The 20,362-nt window shown below is 64.3% G+C and carries 19 protein-coding genes; 14 read left to right on the forward strand and 5 right to left on the reverse strand.

Annotated features, from left to right (window positions below):
* Position 1: 1 nt before the first annotated feature.
* The 4 genes from D3227_RS00460 to D3227_RS00475 all read left to right on the forward strand — a co-directional run bounded on the left by D3227_RS00460 (position 2) and on the right by D3227_RS00475 (position 3,998).
* The gene (locus tag D3227_RS00460; protein ID WP_120011733.1) at positions 2–772 is read left to right on the forward strand and encodes an ATP-binding cassette domain-containing protein; all 771 of its coding nucleotides are present in this window, start codon (positions 2–4) and stop codon (positions 770–772) included.
* A 105-nt stretch (positions 773–877) separates the two neighbouring features.
* A complete protein-coding gene (iolG, locus tag D3227_RS00465; protein WP_120011734.1) occupies positions 878–1,870 on the forward strand; it encodes an inositol 2-dehydrogenase in 993 nt (330 codons plus the stop codon).
* A 30-nt stretch (positions 1,871–1,900) separates the two neighbouring features.
* Positions 1,901–2,695 (forward strand): SDR family oxidoreductase, encoded by a 795-nt coding sequence (locus tag D3227_RS00470; protein ID WP_120011735.1) that lies wholly within the window; start codon positions 1,901–1,903, stop codon positions 2,693–2,695.
* Positions 2,696–2,906: 211 nt separating this feature from the next.
* Complete coding sequence (locus tag D3227_RS00475) at positions 2,907–3,998, forward strand: 3-deoxy-7-phosphoheptulonate synthase (RefSeq protein WP_120011736.1); 1,092 nt, start codon at positions 2,907–2,909, stop codon at positions 3,996–3,998.
* A gap of 40 nt (positions 3,999–4,038) precedes the next feature.
* Here D3227_RS00475 and D3227_RS00480 read toward each other — a convergent pair whose 3' ends face one another.
* Positions 4,039–5,148 carry a Gfo/Idh/MocA family protein gene (locus D3227_RS00480; protein WP_120011737.1) on the reverse strand — a complete coding sequence of 370 codons (1,110 nt, stop codon included), beginning with the start codon at positions 5,146–5,148 and terminating at the stop codon, positions 4,039–4,041.
* 155 nt (positions 5,149–5,303) lie between these two features.
* On the opposite strand from D3227_RS00480, the gene D3227_RS00485 reads away from it, so the two are divergent.
* Positions 5,304–6,149 carry a MurR/RpiR family transcriptional regulator gene (locus D3227_RS00485; protein ID WP_167480550.1) on the forward strand — a complete coding sequence of 282 codons (846 nt, stop codon included), beginning with the start codon at positions 5,304–5,306 and terminating at the stop codon, positions 6,147–6,149.
* 55 nt (positions 6,150–6,204) lie between these two features.
* Here D3227_RS00485 and D3227_RS00490 read toward each other — a convergent pair whose 3' ends face one another.
* The gene (locus D3227_RS00490) at positions 6,205–7,095 is read right to left on the reverse strand and encodes an AraC family transcriptional regulator (RefSeq protein ID WP_120012165.1); all 891 of its coding nucleotides are present in this window, start codon (positions 7,093–7,095) and stop codon (positions 6,205–6,207) included.
* Positions 7,096–7,234: 139 nt separating this feature from the next.
* Here D3227_RS00490 and D3227_RS00495 point away from each other — a divergent pair, with 139 nt between their 5' ends.
* From D3227_RS00495 to phnN, 9 genes are all read left to right on the forward strand, one after another.
* Positions 7,235–7,963 (forward strand): SDR family NAD(P)-dependent oxidoreductase, encoded by a 729-nt coding sequence (locus D3227_RS00495; protein WP_120011739.1) that lies wholly within the window; start codon positions 7,235–7,237, stop codon positions 7,961–7,963.
* A gap of 173 nt (positions 7,964–8,136) precedes the next feature.
* Positions 8,137–10,071, forward strand: coding sequence for a bifunctional 5-dehydro-2-deoxygluconokinase/5-dehydro-2-deoxyphosphogluconate aldolase (locus D3227_RS00500; RefSeq protein WP_120011740.1), 1,935 nt, complete (start codon positions 8,137–8,139; stop codon positions 10,069–10,071).
* A gap of 26 nt (positions 10,072–10,097) precedes the next feature.
* Complete coding sequence (iolD, locus tag D3227_RS00505) at positions 10,098–11,942, forward strand: 3D-(3,5/4)-trihydroxycyclohexane-1,2-dione acylhydrolase (decyclizing) (protein ID WP_120012167.1); 1,845 nt, start codon at positions 10,098–10,100, stop codon at positions 11,940–11,942.
* Between the two features lie 43 nt (positions 11,943–11,985).
* On the forward strand, positions 11,986–12,903 hold the full coding sequence (gene iolE, locus D3227_RS00510; RefSeq protein ID WP_120011741.1) for a myo-inosose-2 dehydratase: 918 nt from the start codon (positions 11,986–11,988) through the stop codon (positions 12,901–12,903).
* 64 nt (positions 12,904–12,967) lie between these two features.
* Positions 12,968–13,186 carry a DUF3329 domain-containing protein gene (locus tag D3227_RS00515; RefSeq protein WP_120011742.1) on the forward strand — a complete coding sequence of 73 codons (219 nt, stop codon included), beginning with the start codon at positions 12,968–12,970 and terminating at the stop codon, positions 13,184–13,186.
* Positions 13,187–13,191: 5 nt separating this feature from the next.
* Positions 13,192–14,004, forward strand: coding sequence for a 5-deoxy-glucuronate isomerase (iolB, locus tag D3227_RS00520; protein WP_120011743.1), 813 nt, complete (start codon positions 13,192–13,194; stop codon positions 14,002–14,004).
* Between the two features lie 151 nt (positions 14,005–14,155).
* Entirely contained in the window at positions 14,156–14,863 is a 708-nt protein-coding gene (locus tag D3227_RS00525) for a DUF1045 domain-containing protein (protein WP_120011744.1), read from the forward strand.
* Between the two features lie 18 nt (positions 14,864–14,881).
* Positions 14,882–16,021 (forward strand): alpha-D-ribose 1-methylphosphonate 5-triphosphate diphosphatase, encoded by a 1,140-nt coding sequence (locus tag D3227_RS00530; protein ID WP_120011745.1) that lies wholly within the window; start codon positions 14,882–14,884, stop codon positions 16,019–16,021.
* Positions 16,018–16,647, forward strand: coding sequence for a phosphonate metabolism protein/1,5-bisphosphokinase (PRPP-forming) PhnN (phnN, locus tag D3227_RS00535; protein WP_167480551.1), 630 nt, complete (start codon positions 16,018–16,020; stop codon positions 16,645–16,647). The genes D3227_RS00530 and phnN overlap by 4 nt, the downstream gene beginning before the upstream one ends.
* 2 nt (positions 16,648–16,649) lie before the next feature.
* On the opposite strand, the gene D3227_RS00540 is transcribed toward phnN, so the two are convergent.
* The 3 genes from D3227_RS00540 to D3227_RS00550 all read right to left on the reverse strand — a co-directional run bounded on the left by D3227_RS00540 (position 16,650) and on the right by D3227_RS00550 (position 20,349).
* Positions 16,650–17,645, reverse strand: a complete 996-nt coding sequence (locus D3227_RS00540; protein ID WP_120011746.1) for an ABC transporter permease — start codon at positions 17,643–17,645, stop codon at positions 16,650–16,652.
* Positions 17,646–17,718: 73 nt separating this feature from the next.
* The gene (locus tag D3227_RS00545) at positions 17,719–19,263 is read right to left on the reverse strand and encodes a sugar ABC transporter ATP-binding protein (protein ID WP_120011747.1); all 1,545 of its coding nucleotides are present in this window, start codon (positions 19,261–19,263) and stop codon (positions 17,719–17,721) included.
* Between the two features lie 123 nt (positions 19,264–19,386).
* Complete coding sequence (locus D3227_RS00550; RefSeq protein WP_120011748.1) at positions 19,387–20,349, reverse strand: sugar-binding protein; 963 nt, start codon at positions 20,347–20,349, stop codon at positions 19,387–19,389.
* Between the last annotated feature and the right edge of the window lie 13 nt (positions 20,350–20,362).

Raw genomic sequence — 20,362 nt, forward strand, 5'->3', positions numbered from 1 at the left:
CATGTCGGACATCGTTCTCAAGACCGAAAACCTGACCAAGCGCTATGGTGGCGTGCATGCGCTCGAAGGCGCCAACTTCGAGCTGCGCAAGGGCGAGCATGTCGCCATCATGGGCGACAACGGCGCCGGCAAATCGACCTTCGTGCGCCAGATCACCGGCGTCGAGCAGCGCACCGACGGCAAGGTGTGGTTCGACGGCAAGGAAGTGAACTTCGCCGGCCCGATCGAAGCGCGTGAGGCGGGCATCGAAACGGTGTTCCAGAACCTGGCGCTCGCCGACGATCTCGACGTGCCGTCGAACCTGTTCCTCGGCCGTGAAAAGGTGCTGTTCAATCTCGGCCCCTTCTCGATCCTCGATCGCAAATACATGCGCAAGGCGACCGAGGCCGCACTGGTCCGCACGGCGGTGAAGATCCCCAACCTGTCCAGCACAATCCGCCACATGTCGGGTGGCCAGCGCCAGTGCGTGGCGATCGCCAGGACCGCGACCTTTGCCTCCAAGCTGATCATCATGGACGAGCCGACGGCGGCACTTGGCGTGCAGGAGACGGCACAGGTCGAAAACATCATCCGCACGCTGAAGGCAAACGGCGAGCCGCTGATCCTGATCAGCCACAATATGCGTCAGGTGTTCGACCTGGTCGACCGTATCGTCGTCTTCCGCCGCGGCAAGATCGTCGCCAATCTGCGCAAGCAGGACACCGACGGCAACGATATCGTCGCCTACATCACCGGTTCCAAGACCGGGGAGGCAGCGCTTGCGGCGGCCTAGTATATCTTGCGGGCGGTAGCCTCTGGCTGACCCGCTGCAACCACAAGATCGTCCGCGCCCGAGAGGCGCGGACTTAGCTTTCGAACCATCTTCAAGGGAAATTCCATGACACTTCGCTTCGCTCTTCTCGGTGCCGGCCGCATCGGCAAGGTCCATGCTCGCGCCGTCGGCTCCAACCCCGAGGCAAAACTGGTTGCCGTGGCCGACGCCTTCGAGAAGGCAGCGACGGATCTGGCATCGGCCTACGGCGCCGAAGTGCGCAGCATCGAAGCCATCGAGAAGGCCAAGGACATCGATGCCGTCATCATCTGCACGCCGACCGACACCCATGCCGACCTCATCGAGCGTTTCGCCAAGGCCGGCAAGGCGATCTTCTGCGAAAAGCCGATCGACTTGAATGTGAAGCGCGTCGAAAAATGCCTGGCCGTGGTCGACAAGGCCAAGGCCACGCTGATGGTCGGCTTCAACCGCCGCTTCGACCCGCATTTCGCCGCCGTGCGCAAGGCGATCGACGACGGCGCCATCGGCACGGTCGAGATGGTCACGATCACGTCGCGCGATCCCGGCGCGCCGCCGCTCGACTATATCGCCCGTTCGGGCGGCATCTTCCGCGACATGACCATCCATGATTTCGACATGGCGCGCTTCCTGCTCGGCGAGGAGCCGGTGGCGGTCAGCGCCCATGCCTCGGTGCTGGTCGACAAGAAGATCGGCGAGGCCGGCGATTTCGACAGCGTCAGCGTCATCCTCGAAACCGCCTCCGGCAAGCAGGCCGTCATCTCCAACTCGCGCCGCGCCACCTATGGCTACGACCAGCGCATCGAGGTGCATGGTTCGAAAGGCATGGTCGCGGCCGAGAACCAGCGGCCGGTGTCGATCGAACTGGCCAATGAGAAGGGCTATACGCGCCCGCCGCTCCACGACTTCTTCATGACCCGCTACCTCGACGCCTATGCCAACGAGATCGCGTCCTTCATTGCCGCGGCAACAAACGGCAAGAAGGCGGCACCAAGCGGAGCGGATGGCCTCGTGGCACTGAAGCTGGCCGATGCGGCACTGAAATCGGCGAAGTCGGGCAAGACCGTCCGCCTCGACTAAGCCTGTTGAATTTCGAAAAGGAGCAGAGCGATGAACGGTTCAACCGGTCGCAATTCCGAGACCCGCGCCATCGTCACCGGCGGCGCGCAAGGCATCGGCTTCGCCGTCGCCGAGGCGCTGGCCGATGAAGGCTGCCGCGCACTGGCGCTGATCGGCCGCTCGCAGGAGAAGGGCGACAAGGCGGTCGCCACGCTCAAGAAGGCCGGCGTCGACGCCATCTTCATCAGCGCCGATGTCGCCAAGGTCGCCGACTGCAAGCGCGCCGTCGACACCGCGATCGCCCATTTCGGCACCATCAACGCGCTGGTCAACGCCGCCGCCACCTCGGCGCGCGGCTCGCTGGTCGAGACGAGCGAGGAGCTGTTCGACACGATCTTTGCGACCAATGTGCGCGGCCCGTTCTTCCTGATGCAGGGCCTGGTGGCGCATCTGCTCGGCCGCAAGGCGCCCGGCTCGATCGTCAACGTTCTGTCGATGTCTGCACATTGCGGCCAGTCGTTCCTGACGCCCTATTCGACCAGCAAGGGCGCGCTGATGACGCTGACCAAGAATGTCGCCAGCGCCTATCGCACCAATCGCATCCGTTGCAACGCGGTGCTGCCGGGCTGGATGGACACCGAGGGTGAAGCGATCGTGCAAAAGAAGTGGCACGACGCGCCGGATGACTGGCTGGAAAAGGCCGAGGCCGCGCAGCCGATGGGTCAATTGGTGAAGCCCGCGCAGCTCGCCCGCCTGATCAGCTACATGGTCAGCCCGCAATCCGGCGTCATGACCGGATCGCTGGTCGACTACGACCAGAACATCGCAGGGTCGTCGCCAGAGTAGCATCAGACGCGTGACAAATGCTTCGGCTTCGACTATATGAGCCGCATGATCCACCTGACCGCCACGTTCTGGTACTTTAGCTACGGTAGCTCGCTGGCGGCGGGAGGATTGCGCTCGATCTGAAGATTGCAGCATCAAAATCCGAACAGCCGCCAGACCTGGCGGCTTTTTTGTTTCAGCCGGCAGGTCTCCCAATCAGGAGCAGAAAGCCGTGTTGACCACCACAGATGATCTTCGGGTCACCGAAATCAAGGAACTGAGTACGCCGCAAGAGGTGATGCGGGAGATACCGCGCACGCTGACCGCGACGCGCACCGTTGCCACATCGCGCAACGCCATCCACTCGATACTGACCGGGGCCGATGATCGGCTGGTGGTCGTCGTCGGCCCCTGTTCGATCCACGACCCTGTCGCCGCCATGGACTACGCCAGCCGTCTGGCGGCGCTGCGCGAGAGTCTTTCGGACCGGCTGGAGATCGTCATGCGCGTCTATTTCGAGAAGCCGCGCACCACGGTCGGCTGGAAGGGCCTGATCAACGATCCCGACCTCGACGGCAGCTTCAACATCGACAAGGGGCTGCGTATGGCCCGCAACGTGCTTTCGGCCGTCAACAATCTCGGCCTGCCAGCGGCGACCGAATTCCTCGACATGACCACGCCGCAATACATTGCCGACCTCGTCGCCTGGGGCGCGATCGGCGCGCGCACGACCGAGAGCCAGATCCATCGCGAACTGGCATCGGGTCTCTCCTGCCCGGTCGGCTTCAAGAACGGCACCGACGGCAATTTGCGCATCGCCGCCGAGGCGGTCAAATCCGCCGCCCAGCCGCATCATTTCATGGCGGTGACCAAGGGCGGACGCAGCGCCATCGCGACGACCACCGGCAACGAGGACTGCCACGTCATCCTGCGCGGCGGCATTCAGCCCAACTATGACGCGGCGAGCGTCGCCGCCGCCTCTGCCGAACTCGGCCGCATCGGCATCGCGCCCCGGCTGATGATCGATGTCAGCCACGCCAACAGCTCCAAGAAGCCGGAGAACCAGCCGAAGGTGGCCGCCGACGTGGCGGGCCAGGTCGCTGCGGGCGACGAGCGCATCATCGGCGTCATGATCGAGAGCAATCTCGTCGCCGGCCGGCAGGACGTCGTGCCCGGCAAGCCGCTCGTCTATGGCCAGAGCATCACCGACGGCTGCATCGACTGGGCGACCACCGAGACGGTGCTGCACGGCCTTGCCGGCGCCGTCGAGTGGCGCCGCTCGGCCCGCCGCGCCATGATCGACAGCCGCCAGGGAGCCGCCTGACGCTTTTGAAACAGCCGCGTCGGAACCGGCGCGGCTGCCCTTACCGCACATCCACCCACCGCTGTTCCTCGAACGAGCGCGCCATCGCATGCACTGTGCGCTCGATCTCCAGGCCTTCGTCGAAGTCGATGATCCGCGCCGGCTTGCCGGCCAGCCGGGTCAGGAGTTCGCGGCATTCGATGATCTTGAGATCGTTGAAGCCGAGGCCGTGGCCGGGCGCCGGCAGGAAGGCGTCGTAGGGCTTGTGGTGTGGCGCCACCAAAATGGTGCGGTAGCCCTGCTCGGTCGGCCTGTCGGCGGTGACGTAAAGCTGGAACTCGTTGAACCGCTCCTGATCATAGAGGATCGAGCCTTTGGAGCCGAAGATCTGGATGGCGATGCGGCCCTTGCGGCCCCAGGCCGAACGGTTGACCAGCAGCGTGCCGGCGATGCCGTTTTCGAGATGCATGAGCACGCTGGCGATGTCGTAGGTCTCGACCGCGCGGCGTCCGCCCGATGCCAGTTTGCGGTCGGCATAGGGTTTGGCCATGTCGCACATGACGCGGGCGACGCGGCCGAACAGCACGTTGACCAGGGACAGTGGATGCACCGCGAAATCGTCGAGCGCGCCGTAGCCGGAGGCTGCCTCATGCTTCCAGAAGAACGGCGCTTCGGGGTCGGCCATGAAATCCTCGTCCATCTCGATGCGCAGATGGTTGACCTCGCCGATGATCTTTTCCTCGAGCAATTGGCCGATATGGCGGATGGCGGGGTTCTGGATGTAGTTGTAGCCGAGCGCCGCCACCTTGCCGGACTTCCTCGCGGCAGCGGCCATCGCTTGCGCCTCGGCGAAGCCCGGCGCCATCGGCTTTTCGCACCACAGATGCTTGCCGGCCTCGAGGATGGCGATGGCCATTTCCGGGTGGAACTGGTTGGGCGTGGTCAGCGAGACGACATCGACCTCCGGGTCGTTGACGACGGCACGCCAGTCGCCAGAACCCTTGGCGAAGCCGAACTCGCCCGCTTTGCGTTTGGCAAGCTCGTCATTGACCTCGCCGAGATGGACCAGTCTCGGTTTGGCCACATCGGGAAAGACGGTTCCGACCGCGCTCCAGGCGATCGCATGGCACTTGCCCATGAAGCCCGTACCGATAAGACCGACTCCGACCATCTCTGCAATCTCCACTTGGGGAAAAATAGTGTGGATGAATTAATCCATTTTATTTGGAAATGGAACGTGTGACTCATTTTTTATGGCCTTCTTGCACACTCTCGCTATGATGTGCACACAGGGGGCGTCGACAGATGGGCTTGGGCGGAGCGACGATGGACGAACGGGTGCCCCGCGATTTCGAGACGCTGCGCGCGACGATCCTTGAGCGGCGCCAGAGCCTGCCCAAGCGTATCGCCCAGATCGCCGCCTATGCGCTCGACAATCCCGACGATATCGCCTTCGGCACCGCCGCCAGCATCGCCGCTTCCGCCGGCGTTCAGCCTTCGACCCTGATCCGCTTCGCCCAGCAGCTCGGCTTCGACGGCTTCACCAGCCTGCAGCAGGTGTTTCGCGAGCGCCTGCGCGAGCGCAATTCCTCCTATGACGAAAGGCTGGCCGCGCTGCGGGCCAAGGCCGAGGAGGGTGCCGGCCACCGGGCGATTTTCGACGGCTTCGTCGCCGCCGCCAGCACCTCGCTGAGCGACATTTCGCGCACGCTCAACGAACCGCATTTCGAAGAGGCGATCGCCCTGCTGGCCAAGGCCGAGACCATCTATGTGCTGGCCAAGCGCCGCTCATACCCGGTCGCGTCCTACATCGCCTATGCGCTGGGCAAGCTGAAGATCCGCAACCAGCTGATCGAATCGGCCGCCGGCTTGAACGCCGAGATGGTTGCCTTTGCCACGCCGAGCGATGCGGTCATCGCCATCAGTTTTTCGCCCTATGCGCCGGCGACCATCGAGGAGACGCGCGCCATCTCGGAGCAGGGCGTGCCGATCGTGGCCATAACCGACAGTTCGTTTTCGCCGCTCGCCCAGTTCGCCAAGGTTTGGTTCGAGGTCGCCGAGGCCGATTTCGGCGGCTTCCGCTCATTGTCGGCAACAATGGCGCTGGCCATGGCGCTGACCGTCGCCGTCGGCGAGAAGCGGCGCGATACGGGCCGCAAGCGCAAGGCTTAGATTCCAGGAAAAGTGCGTAGCGGCTTTCCGTCCGAAATTGCGTAAAAACAAATACTTAGATGACCTCTACGGCCATTTCGCCTGCCGCCAACAGCCGTGCTGCGTCGCGGCCAGGCGGCGACCCGAACTGACGGGCATATTCCCGGCTGAACTGGGATGCACTCTCGTAGCCGACGGCGAAGGCGACCTGTGCGACGTTGCCTGGCTTGGCGACCAGCAGATGGCGGGCCTCCAGCAGCCGGATTTGTTTTTGATACTGGATCGGGCTCATAGCCGTCGCCGCCTTGAAGTGGCGGTAGAATGCAGCGTTGCTCATATGCGCAATTTCGGCCAGATCTGCGACCCGGATTGTCTGATGGCAATGCGTCCGGATCCAGGCGATCGCCTGGCCGATCCTGAACAGATGGCCATCGGCGCGCGCAAGCTGGCGAAGCTTGCCACCCTGGGGACCTTGCAGGAGCCGAAACAACATCTCGCGTTCGAGCATGGCCGCCAGCACGGGGATCTCCGCCGGCCGGTCAAGAAGCCGCATCATCCGACGCAACGCGTCGAGCAGGTCGTCATTGACGGGAGATGTGGAGAAACTATCGCCGCCTAGCGCGGGCTCGTGCTCGACCAGGAGCGCGGCAACGGCCTGGAGGTCAAGGGTCAAGCCGATGGCCAGGTAGGGACGCGCGGCGTTCGCTTCGACGATCTGGCTGATAGTCGGCGTCTCGACAGTGTAGATGAAATAGCTGGCGGGGTTGTAACGAAGGGCCTGGTCGCCGATCAGAACGGTCTTCGCGCCCTGCAGCACGAACAAGATACCCGATCCCCACACGCCCGGCAGTGGTGCGCTAGTGACTTCGCTGCGACCGATCGAAACGCGCGGGATCGCCGTTCTTGTTCGTCGGCCGCGCGCATGGCGGCCGGCGATACCGATCAGCTCCTGCAATGCCTCGCTCATTGCGCCAGCATCGCGCATCCACGCGAGCCGGGCAACCCGCGTGAGAGGATCAGGCAAGAGCGGGAGAATTTTCGGCGCGCGGCGTTCCTTGCGGCGCGCCATCTTCGTGCCTTTCGACATGGATAGATGGAGCACCTAAATGACGACTACGAAAAGCGCTGTGGTGACAGGCGCCAACAAGGGCATCGGCCGCGAAATCGCCCAGCGGTTGGCGACGATGGGCTTCAAGGTGTGGCTCGGCGCCAGGGATGCCGAACGTGGCATGGCAGCGGCGCAGGAATTGCGCGCCGAAGGCCTGGACGTTCGATGGCTTGAGCTGGACGTTACGCAGGATGAAAGCGTAGCTGCCGCCGCCAAAGCAGTCAGTGCGGAAAGCCCCAGCCTTGACGTGCTGGTCAACAATGCCGGTGTCGCCATCAACTACGAGTTGCCGCCAAGCGAGCAGCTTCTTGCCGATATTCAGGCCACCTATGACGTCAACGTCTTCGGACCGATCCGCGTGACACAGGCCTTCCTGCCGCTGCTGCTTGCAGCGCCGGCCGCCCGCGTCGTCATGGTGAGCAGTTCTACCGGTTCCATCGGCCGCGCGCTCGACTCCAGCAGCCCGAACCAGTCGGTCAACCTGATGGGCTATGGTAGCTCTAAGACGGCCCTCAACGCCATCACCGTGGCCTTCGCGCGGGAGCTCGCGCCGCAAGGCGTCAAGGTCAATGCAGCGGCGCCCGGCTACACCGCCACCGACCTGAATGGGCATAGAGGCCACCGCACCGTGCAGCAGGCGGCTGAGATAATCATACGCCTGGCGACCCTGGATGCCGATGGCCCGAACGCCGGGTACTTCAACGACGATGGTCCGCTTCCCTGGTGATGGAGCCAAATCCGCCTCGCACCCATTTGGTGGCACTTTGCAGCAAAGGAATGCTCATTCCATCTTGACTACTGATTGGAATTATTATTTCATATTGACGGCGCCACGCTGCCGCTCGCACGTGTACCCCAAAATGAAGTTACTCAAGACAACAAGGCCGATGGGAGGTTCCAATGGGCGAAGCCGTGGAAGCGAGACATACACCGCTCGACGTCATCACCATCGGCCGTGCGTCGGTCGATCTCTATGGCCAGCAGATCGGCTCTCGGCTGGAGGACATCACCTCCTTCGCCAAGTCGGTCGGCGGCTGCCCGGCCAACATCTCGGTCGGCACGGCCAGGCTCGGGCTGCGCTCGGCCCTGCTTACCCGCGTCGGCGACGAGCAGATGGGCCGCTTTATCCGCGAACAGCTCCGGCGTGAAGGCGTCTCGGTCGACGGCCTCAAGACCGACAAGGACCGGCTGACCGCCCTGGTGCTCCTGTCGGTCGAGGAAGAGGGCGTCTCGCCGATGATCTTCTATCGCTCCGATTGCGCTGACATGGCGCTGGCGGAGGAGGACATCGATGAGTCTTTCATCGCCTCGGCGCGCTCCATCGTCGTCACCGGCACGCATTTTTCGCGACCCAACAGCGATGCCGCGCAGCGCAAGGCGATCCGCATCATGAAGGCCAAGGGCGGCAAGGTGGTGTTCGACATCGACTACCGCCCCAACCTCTGGGGCCTCGCCGGCCATGCAGAAGGTTTTGAGCGCTATGTCAAATCCGACCGCGTCTCGGCGCAGCTGAAGACGGTGCTGCCCGATTGCGATCTCATCGTCGGCACCGAAGAGGAGATCATGATCGCGTCGGGCGCCGACGATTGCCTGAGCGCGCTGAAGACCATCCGCGCGCTGTCCAAGGCCACCATCGTGCTCAAGCGCGGCGCCATGGGCTGCATCGTCTATGACGGCCCAATCAGCGACGATCTCGAGGACGGCGTCGTCGGCAAGGGCTTTCCGATCGAGGTCTATAACGTGCTCGGCGCCGGCGATGCCTTCATGTCCGGCTTCCTGCGCGGCTGGCTCGGCGGCGAAAATCTTGCCACGGCGGCGACCTGGGCCAATGCCTGCGGCGCCTTTGCCGTGTCTAGGCTGCTTTGCGCACCGGAATATCCGACCTTCGAGGAGCTGCAATTCTTCCTCAAGCACGGCAGCAAGCATCTGGCGCTGCGCAAGGACGAGGCGATCAACCACATCCATTGGGCGACGACGCGCCGGCATGACATTCCTTCGCTGATGGCGCTGGCCTGCGACCATCGCGTCCAGCTCGAGGACGTCGCCGCCAAGGTCGGTGCCGACCCGGCCCGCATCGAGGATTTCAAGGTGCTGACCGTCAAGGCAGCGGCCAGGGTTGCCGCCGGCCGCGCCGGCTATGGCATGCTGCTCGACGAGAAATTCGGCCGCAACGCCATGTTCGAATACGCCCGCCATCCCTTCGCCTGGCTCGGCCGCCCGGTCGAGTTGCCGGGCTCACGGCCGCTTCGCTTCGAATTCTCGCAGGACATAGGCTCACAACTGGTCGAATGGCCGGTCGAGCACTGCATCAAGTGCCTGTGCTTCTATCATCCCGACGATCCGGCGGCGCTGAAGGAAGAGCAGCAGCAGAAGCTCAGAAGCCTGTTCGAGGCCGCGCGGAAAGTAGGCAGAGAACTTCTCATCGAGATCATCGCCGGCAAGCACGGCAAGCTCGACGACACCACGATCCCGCGCGCGCTGGAGGAACTCTATGCGCTCGGCATCAAACCCGACTGGTGGAAGCTCGAACCGCAGGCTTCGGCGAACGCCTGGGCGAAGATCGAGGCGGTGATCGTCAGGAACGATCCATGGTGCCGCGGCGTCGTGCTGCTCGGGCTGGAAGCGCCGCAGGACGAGTTGGAGGCGGCCTTTGCCGCCACCGCCAAGGCGCCCATCGTCAAAGGCTTTGCCGTCGGTCGCACCATCTTCATCAACGCCGCCGAACAATGGCTTGCCGGCAGGATGTCGGATGACGAAGCGGTAGCCGACATGGCATCGCGCTTCGAGCAATTGACCGAGGCATGGCTTGCCGCGCGCGGCCGCAAGGCCGCATAAGAAGACGGAAAGCCGGAGGAAACGACATGACAAAGACCGTTCGCCTGACGATGGCGCAGGCTGTGACCCGCTTTCTGTCCCGCCAGATGACCGAGATCGACGGCAAGAAGGTTCAGATCTTCGGCGGCGTCTGGGCGATCTTCGGCCACGGCAATGTCGCCGGCATCGGCGAGGCGCTCTACCAGGTGCGCGACGACCTGCCGACCTTCCGCGCCCACAACGAGCAGGCCATGGCGCATGCGGCGATCGCCTATGCCAAGGCCAATTTCCGCCGCCGCTTCATGGCGGCGACCTCTTCGATCGGCCCCGGCGCGCTCAACATGGTGACGGCGGCAGCGCTTGCGCATGTAAACAGACTGCCCGTCCTGTTTTTGCCCGGCGATGTCTTCGCCAACCGCTTGCCCGATCCGGTGCTGCAGCAGGCCGAGGATTTTTCCGACGGCACGGCGACCGTCAACGACTGCTTCCGCGCCGTGTCGCGCTATTTCGACCGCATCACAAGGCCGGAACAGATTATCCCGGCGCTCAACCGCGCCATGCAGGTGCTGACCGATCCGGCTGAATGCGGCCCGGTGACGCTGTCGCTGTGCCAGGACGTGCAGGCCGAGGCCTATGATTATCCCGAAAACTTCTTTGCCGAGCGGGTGTGGACGCCGCGCAGGGTGCGCCCGGACCGCCAGGAACTGGCCGCCGCCGTCGCGGCGCTCAAGGGCGCGAAAAAGCCGTTGGTGATCGCCGGCGGCGGCGTGCTCTATTCGCAGGCTTCTGGAGAACTGGCGAAGCTGGTCCAGGGCGCCGGCATCCCGGTCTGCGAGACGCAAGGCGGCAAATCCTCGCTGCCGGACGATCATCCGCTCAACATGGCTGCGGTCGGCGTCACCGGCACGTCGGCCGCCAACCGGCTGGCGGAAGAGGCCGACGTTGTGCTCGCCGTCGGCACCAGACTGCAGGATTTCACCACCGGCTCCTGGGCCCTGTTCAAGAACTCCGGCAGGACCATCATCGGGCTGAACAGCCAGCCTTTCGATGCCGGCAAGCACTGGGCGCTGCCGCTGGTCGCCGACGCGACCGAAGGGCTCGCCGAACTCGGCGCGGCGCTGAAGGGCTGGAAAGCGCCTGCCGCCTGGACCGACAATGCGATCAAGGGCAAGACCAACTGGCAGGCCGATGCCGCCAAGGTGACCGCCTCGACCAATGCCGCCTATCCGTCCGACGCGCAGGTGATTGGCGCCGTGCAGCGTACAATGGGCTCAGGCGTGACCTTGCTGCATGCCGCCGGCGGTCTGCCCGGCGAGTTGCACAAGCTCTGGCAGGCCGGCGCGCCCGGCTCCTACCATGCCGAATACGGCTTCTCGACCATGGGCTACGAGATCGCCGGCGGGCTCGGCGTCAAGATGGCCAAGCCCGACGAGGAAGTCGTCGTCATGATCGGCGACGGCTCCTATCTGATGCTCAATTCCGAGATCGCCACCTCGGTCATGCTCGGCCTCAAGCTGGTAATCGTGCTGCTCGACAACCGCGGCTATGGCTGCATCAACCGGCTGCAGATGGCGACCGGTGGCGCCAACTTCAACAATCTGCTGAAAGACTCGCGCCACGAGATCTTGCCCGACATCGACTTCGCCGCGCACGCTGCAAGCCTCGGCGCGATCGCCGAGAAGGTGTCGTCGATCGCCGGGTTGGAGACGGCGCTGGAGCAGGCGAAGAAGAACGCCCGCACCACCGTGCTGGTCATCGACACCGACCCGCTGGTCTCGACAGATGCGGGTGGCTACTGGTGGGATGTCGCGGTGCCGGAAGTCTCGTCGCGGCCGCAGGTGAACGCCGCGCGCAAGAAATACGAGGAAGCCGTGGGCAGCCGGCAGGGCTGAGCCCGGCATCCGCCTCGCAACGAACTGAACCTGGAGCGACGACTTGAAAGCCAAACTGGGCATGTCCCCCATCGCGTGGTGGAACGACGATCTTGCGGAACTGAGCGATGACGTGTCGCTGGAGGAATGTCTGCGCCAGTCCCGCTCGGCCGGCTTCACCGGCATGGAGATGGGCCGCCGCTTTCCCAGCGACCCTGATGTCATGCTGCCGATCCTGAGAGAGGCCGACGTGACGCTGTGCGGCGGCTGGTTCTCCGGCACGCTGGTCGATGAGGAGATGGCCAGGAACAAGGATCGCATCCAGCCGATGATCGATCTGTTCAAGGCGGTGAATGCGCCTTGCATCGTCTATGGCGAGGTCGGACGTTCCATCCAGGGCGACCGCTCGAAGCCTTTAGCCACCAAGCCTAAACTTTCCGGCGACGAGATGAAGGCCTACGCCAGGCGGCTGACCGAATTCGGCGAATGGTGCGCCGAGCAAGGCATGCCGCTGTCCTATCATCACCACATGGCGGCGGTCGTCGAGACCGAGCCGGAGCTCGACGCCTTCATGCGCCATTCGGGCGAGGGCATTCCGCTGCTGCTCGACGCCGGTCATCTGGCCTTTGCCGGCGGCGACGTGCTGCGCGCCATCGACAACCACCACAAGCGCATCAACCATGTCCATGTGAAGGATGTGCGCATGGGTGTGATCGACAGTCTCGACCGCACCAGGCAGTCCTTCCTCGATGCCGTGGCGCTCGGCGCCTTCACCGTGCCGGGCGACGGCTCGCTGGATTTCGGCGCCATCGTGCAGAGGCTGGCCGATAATGGCTATGAGGGCTGGTTCGTCGTCGAGGCCGAGCAGGATCCGAAGAAGAACCCACCGCTTAAAATGGCTCAGGTCGGCTACAAGGAGCTGATGCGGGTGATGACGGCGTCGGGCTACACGGTCGAGACGCAAGGCTTCCCCAACGCATGAACGCTGGATTTGCCGTGACCGGCGGCCTATCTGATGTCCGGTTGGTGAAACCCGGATTGGCCCGATGAAAGATTCTGAGCACCCGTTCTTCCGGCCGCTGTGGCGGCGCGTTGCCGTCGTCGCGGTCTGCCTGATCTGGTCGGCGATCGAGTTCGCCTCCGGCACGCCGTTCTGGGGCGTGATCGCGCTCGGTTTCGCCGGCTACGCCGTCTGGCAGTTCTTCTATCTCTACAAGCCGGCCGACGAGGGCAAGGCGCCGACCGAGCCCGAACCGAAGGAGTAACCCAGATGTCGAAGCTGCTCGTCAAAGCCAACAAGGGTCACGGCCGCGTCGCCCACGTCACGCCGGAAAATGCCGGCTGGACCTATGTCGGTTTCGATCTGCATCGGCTCAAGCCCGGCGAACGCGCTTCCGGGCAAACGAGCGATCGCGAGGTCTGCCTGGTCTTCGTCACCGGCAAGGGCACGACAAAGGCCGACGGCAAGGAACTTGGCCTGCTCGGCGAACGCATGTCGCCTTTCGAAGGCAAGCCCTGGTCGGTCTACGTGCCCGAGGACTCCGACTGGTCGGTGACGGCCGACACCGAACTGGAACTTGCCGTGTGCTCGGCGCCCGGCCTCGGCGGTGGCCTGCCGGTGCGGGTCATCGCGCCGGACGATCTCGGCCAGGAAACCCGCGGCAAGGGCACCAACACCCGCTACGTCACCAACATCCTGCCGGAGGGCAAGCCGGCCGATTCGCTGCTGGTGGTCGAGGTGATCACGCCGGGCGGCCACACATCCAGCTACCCGCCGCACAAGCACGACCAGGACAATCTGCCGGCGGAGTCCTATCTGGAGGAGACCTACTATCACCGCCTCAACCCGCCGCAGGGTTTTGCCTTCCAGCGCGTCTACACCGATGGCGACAAGAATGGCGCCCGCGATCTCGACGAGGCGATGGCGATCGAGGACGGTGATGTCGTGCTGGTGCCCAAGGGTTATCATCCTTGCGCAGCCTGTCATGGCTACGACCTCTATTATCTCAACGTCATGGCCGGACCGAAGCGCACCTGGAAGTTCCACAATGCGCCCGAGCACGAATGGTTGATGAAGGCCTGATCGATCGGCCTTTCCGCTGAAGCTATTGGTCCAGCACGGAAAAAACGTCGGCTAAGGACTTGCCGTGTCGATTTGCCATCGAAAACCCTTCAAAGCTTCGTCAATCCGTCATGCAAATCGCCTATGGCAGCGGGTCTGACGAGGACTTTCTATGCGCTACGCCATCTATTTCACCCCAAGCCAGGACGAGCCGCTGGCGCGCATCGCCGCCAACTGGCTGGGCCGCGATCCGTTCGGCGCCGCGACACGGCCGGTCGAGGCCGTTGGTGACCTGTCGGCGGCGGAAGTTGCCTTCCACACTGCCTCGGCGCGGCGTTACGGCTTCCATGCGACGCTGAAGGCGCCCTTCCGGCTGGCCCCGAACGAGACGGAAGCCTCGCTTCGCGCGGCACTTGATGCTTTTGCCGAAGCGACGCCGGCAGTCACAATCCCGCGCCTGGTCGTCAGCCAGATCGACGGCTTCTTCGCGCTGGTTCCCGAGGCGCCGCTGCCGGCGCTCAACCGCTTTGCCGACGACGTCGTGCTCGGATTCGACCGCTTCCGCGCGCCGTTGACCGAGGCTGAGATCGAACGACGCAGCCCGGATTCGCTGAAGCCTGCCGAATTCCGCAACCTCTGCCAGTGGGGCTACCCTTACGTCTTCGAGACGTTTCGTTTCCACATGACGCTGTCCGGCCGCGCCGCGTCACAGGAAAGCCCTCGTCTGCGCGCAGCAATCGACAGCCTGTTTGCGGGGGTGCTGCTGCGGCCGGTGTCGGTGGATGCGCTGACGCTGTTTGTCGAAACCGAACCGGGCGCCCCGTTCATGGTGCTTTCCCATCACGCGCTCGGGCGCCGCCCGGCCAGAAAAACTGCTTGAGATCAAGGACTGCCTGAAATGACCGCCGAGACCGTTCTCACCAACGCCCGCATCGTGCTTGCCGACGAGATCGTCGAGGGCTCGCTCGTGCTGCGCGACGGCTTGATCGCCGCCATCGACACCGGCGCCGGCCGCAACGGCGAGGACATGGGCGGCGACTACGTCATCCCCGGCCTGGTCGAACTCCACACCGACCATCTCGAGGGCCATTATGCGCCGCGTCCGAAAGTGCGCTGGAACCCCATCGCCGCCGTGCTTGCCCATGACGCGCAGGTGGCGACTGCCGGCATCACCACCGTGCTCGATGCCTTGCGCGTCGGCATGGACGAGGACGCCGACCTGACTTCCACCGACATCCGCAAGCTCGCCGATGCGATCGAGGACAGCGTGCGCGAAGATCGGCTGCGGGCCGATCACTTCATCCATCTGCGCTGCGAGGTTTCGGCGCCCGATTGCCTCAGAGCCTTCGCCAATTTCGAAACCGATGAAAGGGTGAAGCTGGCTTCGCTGATGGATCATGCGCCGGGACAGCGCCAGTTCGTCAATCTTGAAACCTATGCCTATTATTACCAGCGCAAGCTGAAGCTGACCGATCGCGCCTTTCAGAAGTTCTGCGAAAAGCGCATGGCGGAATCGGCCATGAACTCCGGCCCGAACCGGGTCTTCATCGCCGCCGCCTGCCATGAGCGCGGCATCGTGCTGGCGAGCCACGACGACGCCACCTCGGGCCATGTCGAGGAGGCGATCGAGCAAGGCGTGCGTGTCGCCGAATTCCCGACCACCGAGGAAGCGGCACGGGCCTCGAAAGCGGCCGGGCTCGGCGTGCTGATGGGCGCGCCCAACGTCATGCGCGGCGCTTCGCATTCGGGCAATGTCTCGGCCCGCACACTCGCCGGCGACGGCCTGCTCGACATCCTGTCGTCGGATTACATTCCTTTCAGCCTGATCCAGTCGGCTTTCTTCCTCGGCGATGTCGTAGAGGGCATTTCGCTGCCGCAGGCGGTGGCCATGGTGTCGAAGAACCCCGCCGAGGCGGTCGGCCTCAGCGATCGCGGCGTCATCGAACAGGGACGGCGCGCCGATCTGGTGCGTGTGCGCGTCGACGACCATGTGCCGGTCGTCCGCACCGTCTGGCGCCAGGGGCGCCGGGTCGCATGATGGTCTCGGCGTTGATCGAACGAGAACTGTCCACCGACACCTTTCCGATCCGCCACGGCGTCTTCGTCGCCGTGGTCGGGCCGAGCGGCGCCGGCAAGGACACGATGATCGGCTATGCCAAGGCGTGTTTCGCCGACGAGAGCCGGCTTGAGTTCGTACGCCGGGTCATCACAAGGCCGAGCGATGCGGCGAGCGAGGACCACGACACGCTGGCCGACGCCGCCTTTGCCGAGGCCGAGGCCGACGGCGCCTTTGCCATAGCCTGGGAAGCGCATGGCCTGCGCTACGGCATTCCGGCCGATGTCGACTGGTCGGTCGCCAACGGTCAGGTCGCCGTCGCCAACGTCTCGCGCGCCATCATCCCGACGCTGCGCGACCGCTACGCCAATCTGGCCGTTGTCGAGATCACCGCGACGCCGGAAATCCTCGCCGAGCGGCTGGCCATGCGCGGCCGCGAATCGCGCGGCGAGGTGCTGGCGCGCCTGGCGCGCAGCACGTCCGTCGCGCTGTCCGGCCCCGATGTCACCTCGATCGACAACAGCGGCGCCCGCGAAGTGGCAGGCGAGCGCTTTGCAGAAGTGCTGCGCAAGGCGATGGCGTTCTCCGACCTGTCGAGCATGATCTAGCGCTACTCCGCCGGCGCGCCGGCGACGCCCTTGCGTGTTGCTTCCAGCATCTGCCGCCGCGCGCGGAACACGCCCCATTGCTGATCGACCAGCACGCCGATCAGGATCACCCCGCCCATGACCGCGAAGTTGAGCGAGGAGGGGATGCCGAGCAAATTGACGAGGTTCTGCAGTTCCTGCAGCAGCACCGTGCCGAGGATGACACCGACCAGCGAGCCTTCGCCGCCGCGCAGCGAAAAGCCGCCGAGCACGGCGGCGGCAATGGCGTAAAGCTCGTAGAACTGGCCGTGGCTGGCCGGCGAGATCGAGCGTGTGTACATGGCGAAATAGATCGCCGACAGCGCCGTCAGCACGCCGCAGATGACGTAAGCGGCCATCACCACGCGGCCTGTTCGGATGCCGGAATATTTCGCCGCTTCCTCGTTCTTGCCGATGGCATAGAGATAGCGCCCGAACACCGAACGGTGCAGCACCACCCACATCACAATGGAGATGACGATCAGCGCGATGAAGCTGTTCGGCACGCCATAGCTGCGGCCGGCGGTCAGGAATTCGAGGTCCGGGAAATTCTGGCCGAAGCCGAAACCCGCCGTGCCGTCGGCGGTGTAGAAGCGCGCCACGCCACGATAGATAAGCAGGCCGCAGAGCGTCACCACAAAGGGCTGCAACTTCAGTCGCGTGATCAGCCAGCCATGCACCAGCCCGATAACGGCGCCGAGCGCGATGATCAGCACGAAGGCCAGCGGCCAATCCATCCCGCGCACGGCGATGAAGTCGATGAACAGAGTACCGAGCAGCGCAACCACCGAGCCGACCGACAGTTCGATGCCGCCGGTGATGATGACGAAGGCCTGGCCGATGGACAGGATGCCAAACAGGCCGATCAGGTTCGAGGTGTTGGCAAGGTTGATCGGCAGCAGGAAGCGCGGATTGATGATCGCCACCACCGTTCCCACCACCAGGATGAGGATCAGCAGGCCGAGATCTTTCTTGCTCATCGTCTTCTCCCCAAAGCAGGTTCCGCAAAAGTGTTCCGCGGTTTTGCGACCAGAACCTGCGGCGAAACAAAATCTAGTTCGGCTTCTTGCCGACCGCGAGCAGCAGCACGTTTTCCTGGCTGAAATCGTCCTTGTCGAGAATGCCCGAGATCTGGCCCTCATGCATGACGGCGATCCGGTCCGAGACGCCGATCACCTCTTCCATGTCGCTGGAGATCATCAGCACGGCGACGCCGGCATCGGCCAGCGCCCGCATCAGCCCGTAGATTTCCGCCTTGGCGCCGATGTCGATGCCGCGTGTCGGCTCGTCGAGGATCATCACCTTGGGATTCATCGCCAGCCACTTACCCAGCACCACCTTTTGCTGGTTGCCGCCCGACAGCGTGCCGGTGCGCGTCGCCACCGACGGCGCCTTGATGCCGAGATTTGCCTTCTGCTTCTCGGCAGTGGCGACTTCGGCACTGGCTGAGACCAGCGAGCGCTTCGCATGCGCTGGCAGATTGGGCAGCGAGATGTTCTGCGCAATCGAGAGGTCGAGCAGGATGCCGGTCAGCTTGCGGTCCTCGGGCACCAAGAAGATGCCGCTGGCCACCGCATCCGCGGCCGAGCCGAGCGCGAGTTGCTTGCCGTCCAGGAGCACGCTGCCTCCGAACCGCTCGTCGATGCCGAACAGCACCCGCGCCAGCTCGGTGCGGCCGGAGCCGACCAGGCCGGCAAGGCCGAGGATCTCGCCATGCCTGACGTCGAGATCGACGGGACGGTCGGGATAGGCGCTGGTACGCACGGCCTTGGCCGAAAGTGCTACGCCGCCCGGCGCGCGTGCTGACTCGGCGGCCTTCTCGCGTTCCTTCAGCATGCGGCCGATCATCAGCTTGACCATCTGGTCGTGGTTGATGGCGCTCTTCGGCAACGTGCCGGCCAGCATGCCGTCCCTCAGCACCACGACGCGGTCGGCGACCCGCTCGACCTCGTGCAGCCGGTGCGAGATGAAGATGACGCTGATGCCTTCCGCCTTCAGCGCCTTGATGACGTCGAGCAATTTGTCGGTTTCGGCGAGCGGCAGGCTAGAGGTCGGCTCGTCGAGGATCACCAGCCGCGCCTTGATCGACAGCGCTTTGGCGATCTCGACCATCTGCTGCTGGGCGAGCGAAAGCGAGGCCACCGGCGCGGCGGCCGAGAAATTGGCGCCGACCCGCTTCAGCAGTGGCGCCACCATGATGCGCAGTTTGGCGCGATCGACCAGCTTCAGCGGCCCGCCACGCAGCGGCTCGCGGCCGAAGAAGATGTTGGCGGCAACGTCGAGGTTTTCGAACAGGTTGAGTTCCTGGTGGACGAAAGCGATGCCGGAGCCAAGGCTGGCTTCGACCGTCAGCCCGTCATGGGTGACGCCGTCGACGGTGATGGTGCCGGTGTCCGGCCTCGTCACGCCGCCCAGGATCTTCATCAGCGTCGATTTGCCGGCGCCGTTCTCGCCGACCAGGCCGATCACTTCGCCCGGCCTCACCTCCATCGAGAACCCGTCCAGCGCCACCACGCCGGGATAGGTCTTGCGCACGCTCTCCAGGCTCAGGAACGGAGCGGCAGTCGAAGCAACGATGGATGTGTCGGAATAATTCATCACGCCTGGCAGCAGCCGTTAGGTCCCAAAACGACCCCTTCAGCAGACTGACGGGCCTTGCCAGGCCCGTCAATACGAACGCCGGCTCAAGGCGAACCTTGAGCCGGCGCAGCTGTTTTCGCCTCAGTTGCCGGACATCGCCTTCAGACTGGCGGCGTAAGCGTCGACATCGTCTTTACCGATGATCTTGGTCGGGATGATGATCAGGCCGTCGGCCGGAACGCCCGACTTGTCGCCCTTGAGATAGGCGGCCATCAGCTTCATGCCCTGATAGGCCCATTCGAAGGGCTGCTGCACGACGGTTGCCGCCACGGTGCCTTCCTTGACGCCGCCCAGCGTGATCGGATCGTCGTCGAAGCCGACGACGGTGATCTGGCCGAGCTTGCCGGCGTCGCGCAGCGCTTCATAGATGCGCGGCGTGTTGTAGGAGTAGAAGCCGACCATGCAGGTCACGTCGGGGCTGGCAACGAGCGCGTCCTCGACATTCTTCTTGGCGCGGGCCTGGTCGATGTCGTCGCCGCGCACGTCGACCAGCTCGATCTTGGTGCCGGCGAGCCCGTCCTTCATGCCCTGGATGCGCTCCTTGGCATTGTCGGCGCCGAGCAGGCCGACGAAGCCGAGGCATTTGCCGCCGTCCGGCATCGCCTTCTTGGCGATCTCGGCCGCCTGCTTGCCGGCATCGACATTGGACGAGCCGATATAAGCAACACGCTTGGTCTGCGGGGCGTCGCTGTCGGTGGTGAACAGCGCCGTTTCCGACGCGATCTTGTTGAGCCCGTCGGTGGAGGTCTTGGGGTCGACGGCCGACACCATGATCGCCTTCACACCGGCGGTCACAAGGTCGTCCATCAGCCGCTGCTGGATGGCGACCGACGACTGCTCGGGATATTTCAGCTCAAGATTGTAGTCGGGCAGTTCGCCCTGCGCCTTCTTCACGCCGGCTTCCGCCGCCTTCCAGAAGTCCGACGCGCCGTTGACGACGAAGGCCAGCGTCGGCTTGTCGTCGGCGCGCGCGATTGCGCTCGCCGACAGGCCGAGAGCCAAGGCCGCGGCGGCGATGGATGCATTACGGATCACAAATTTCATGTTCAACCTCCCT

Source organism: Mesorhizobium waimense (assembly GCF_003601975.1).
GTDB lineage: Bacteria > Pseudomonadota > Alphaproteobacteria > Rhizobiales > Rhizobiaceae > Mesorhizobium > Mesorhizobium waimense.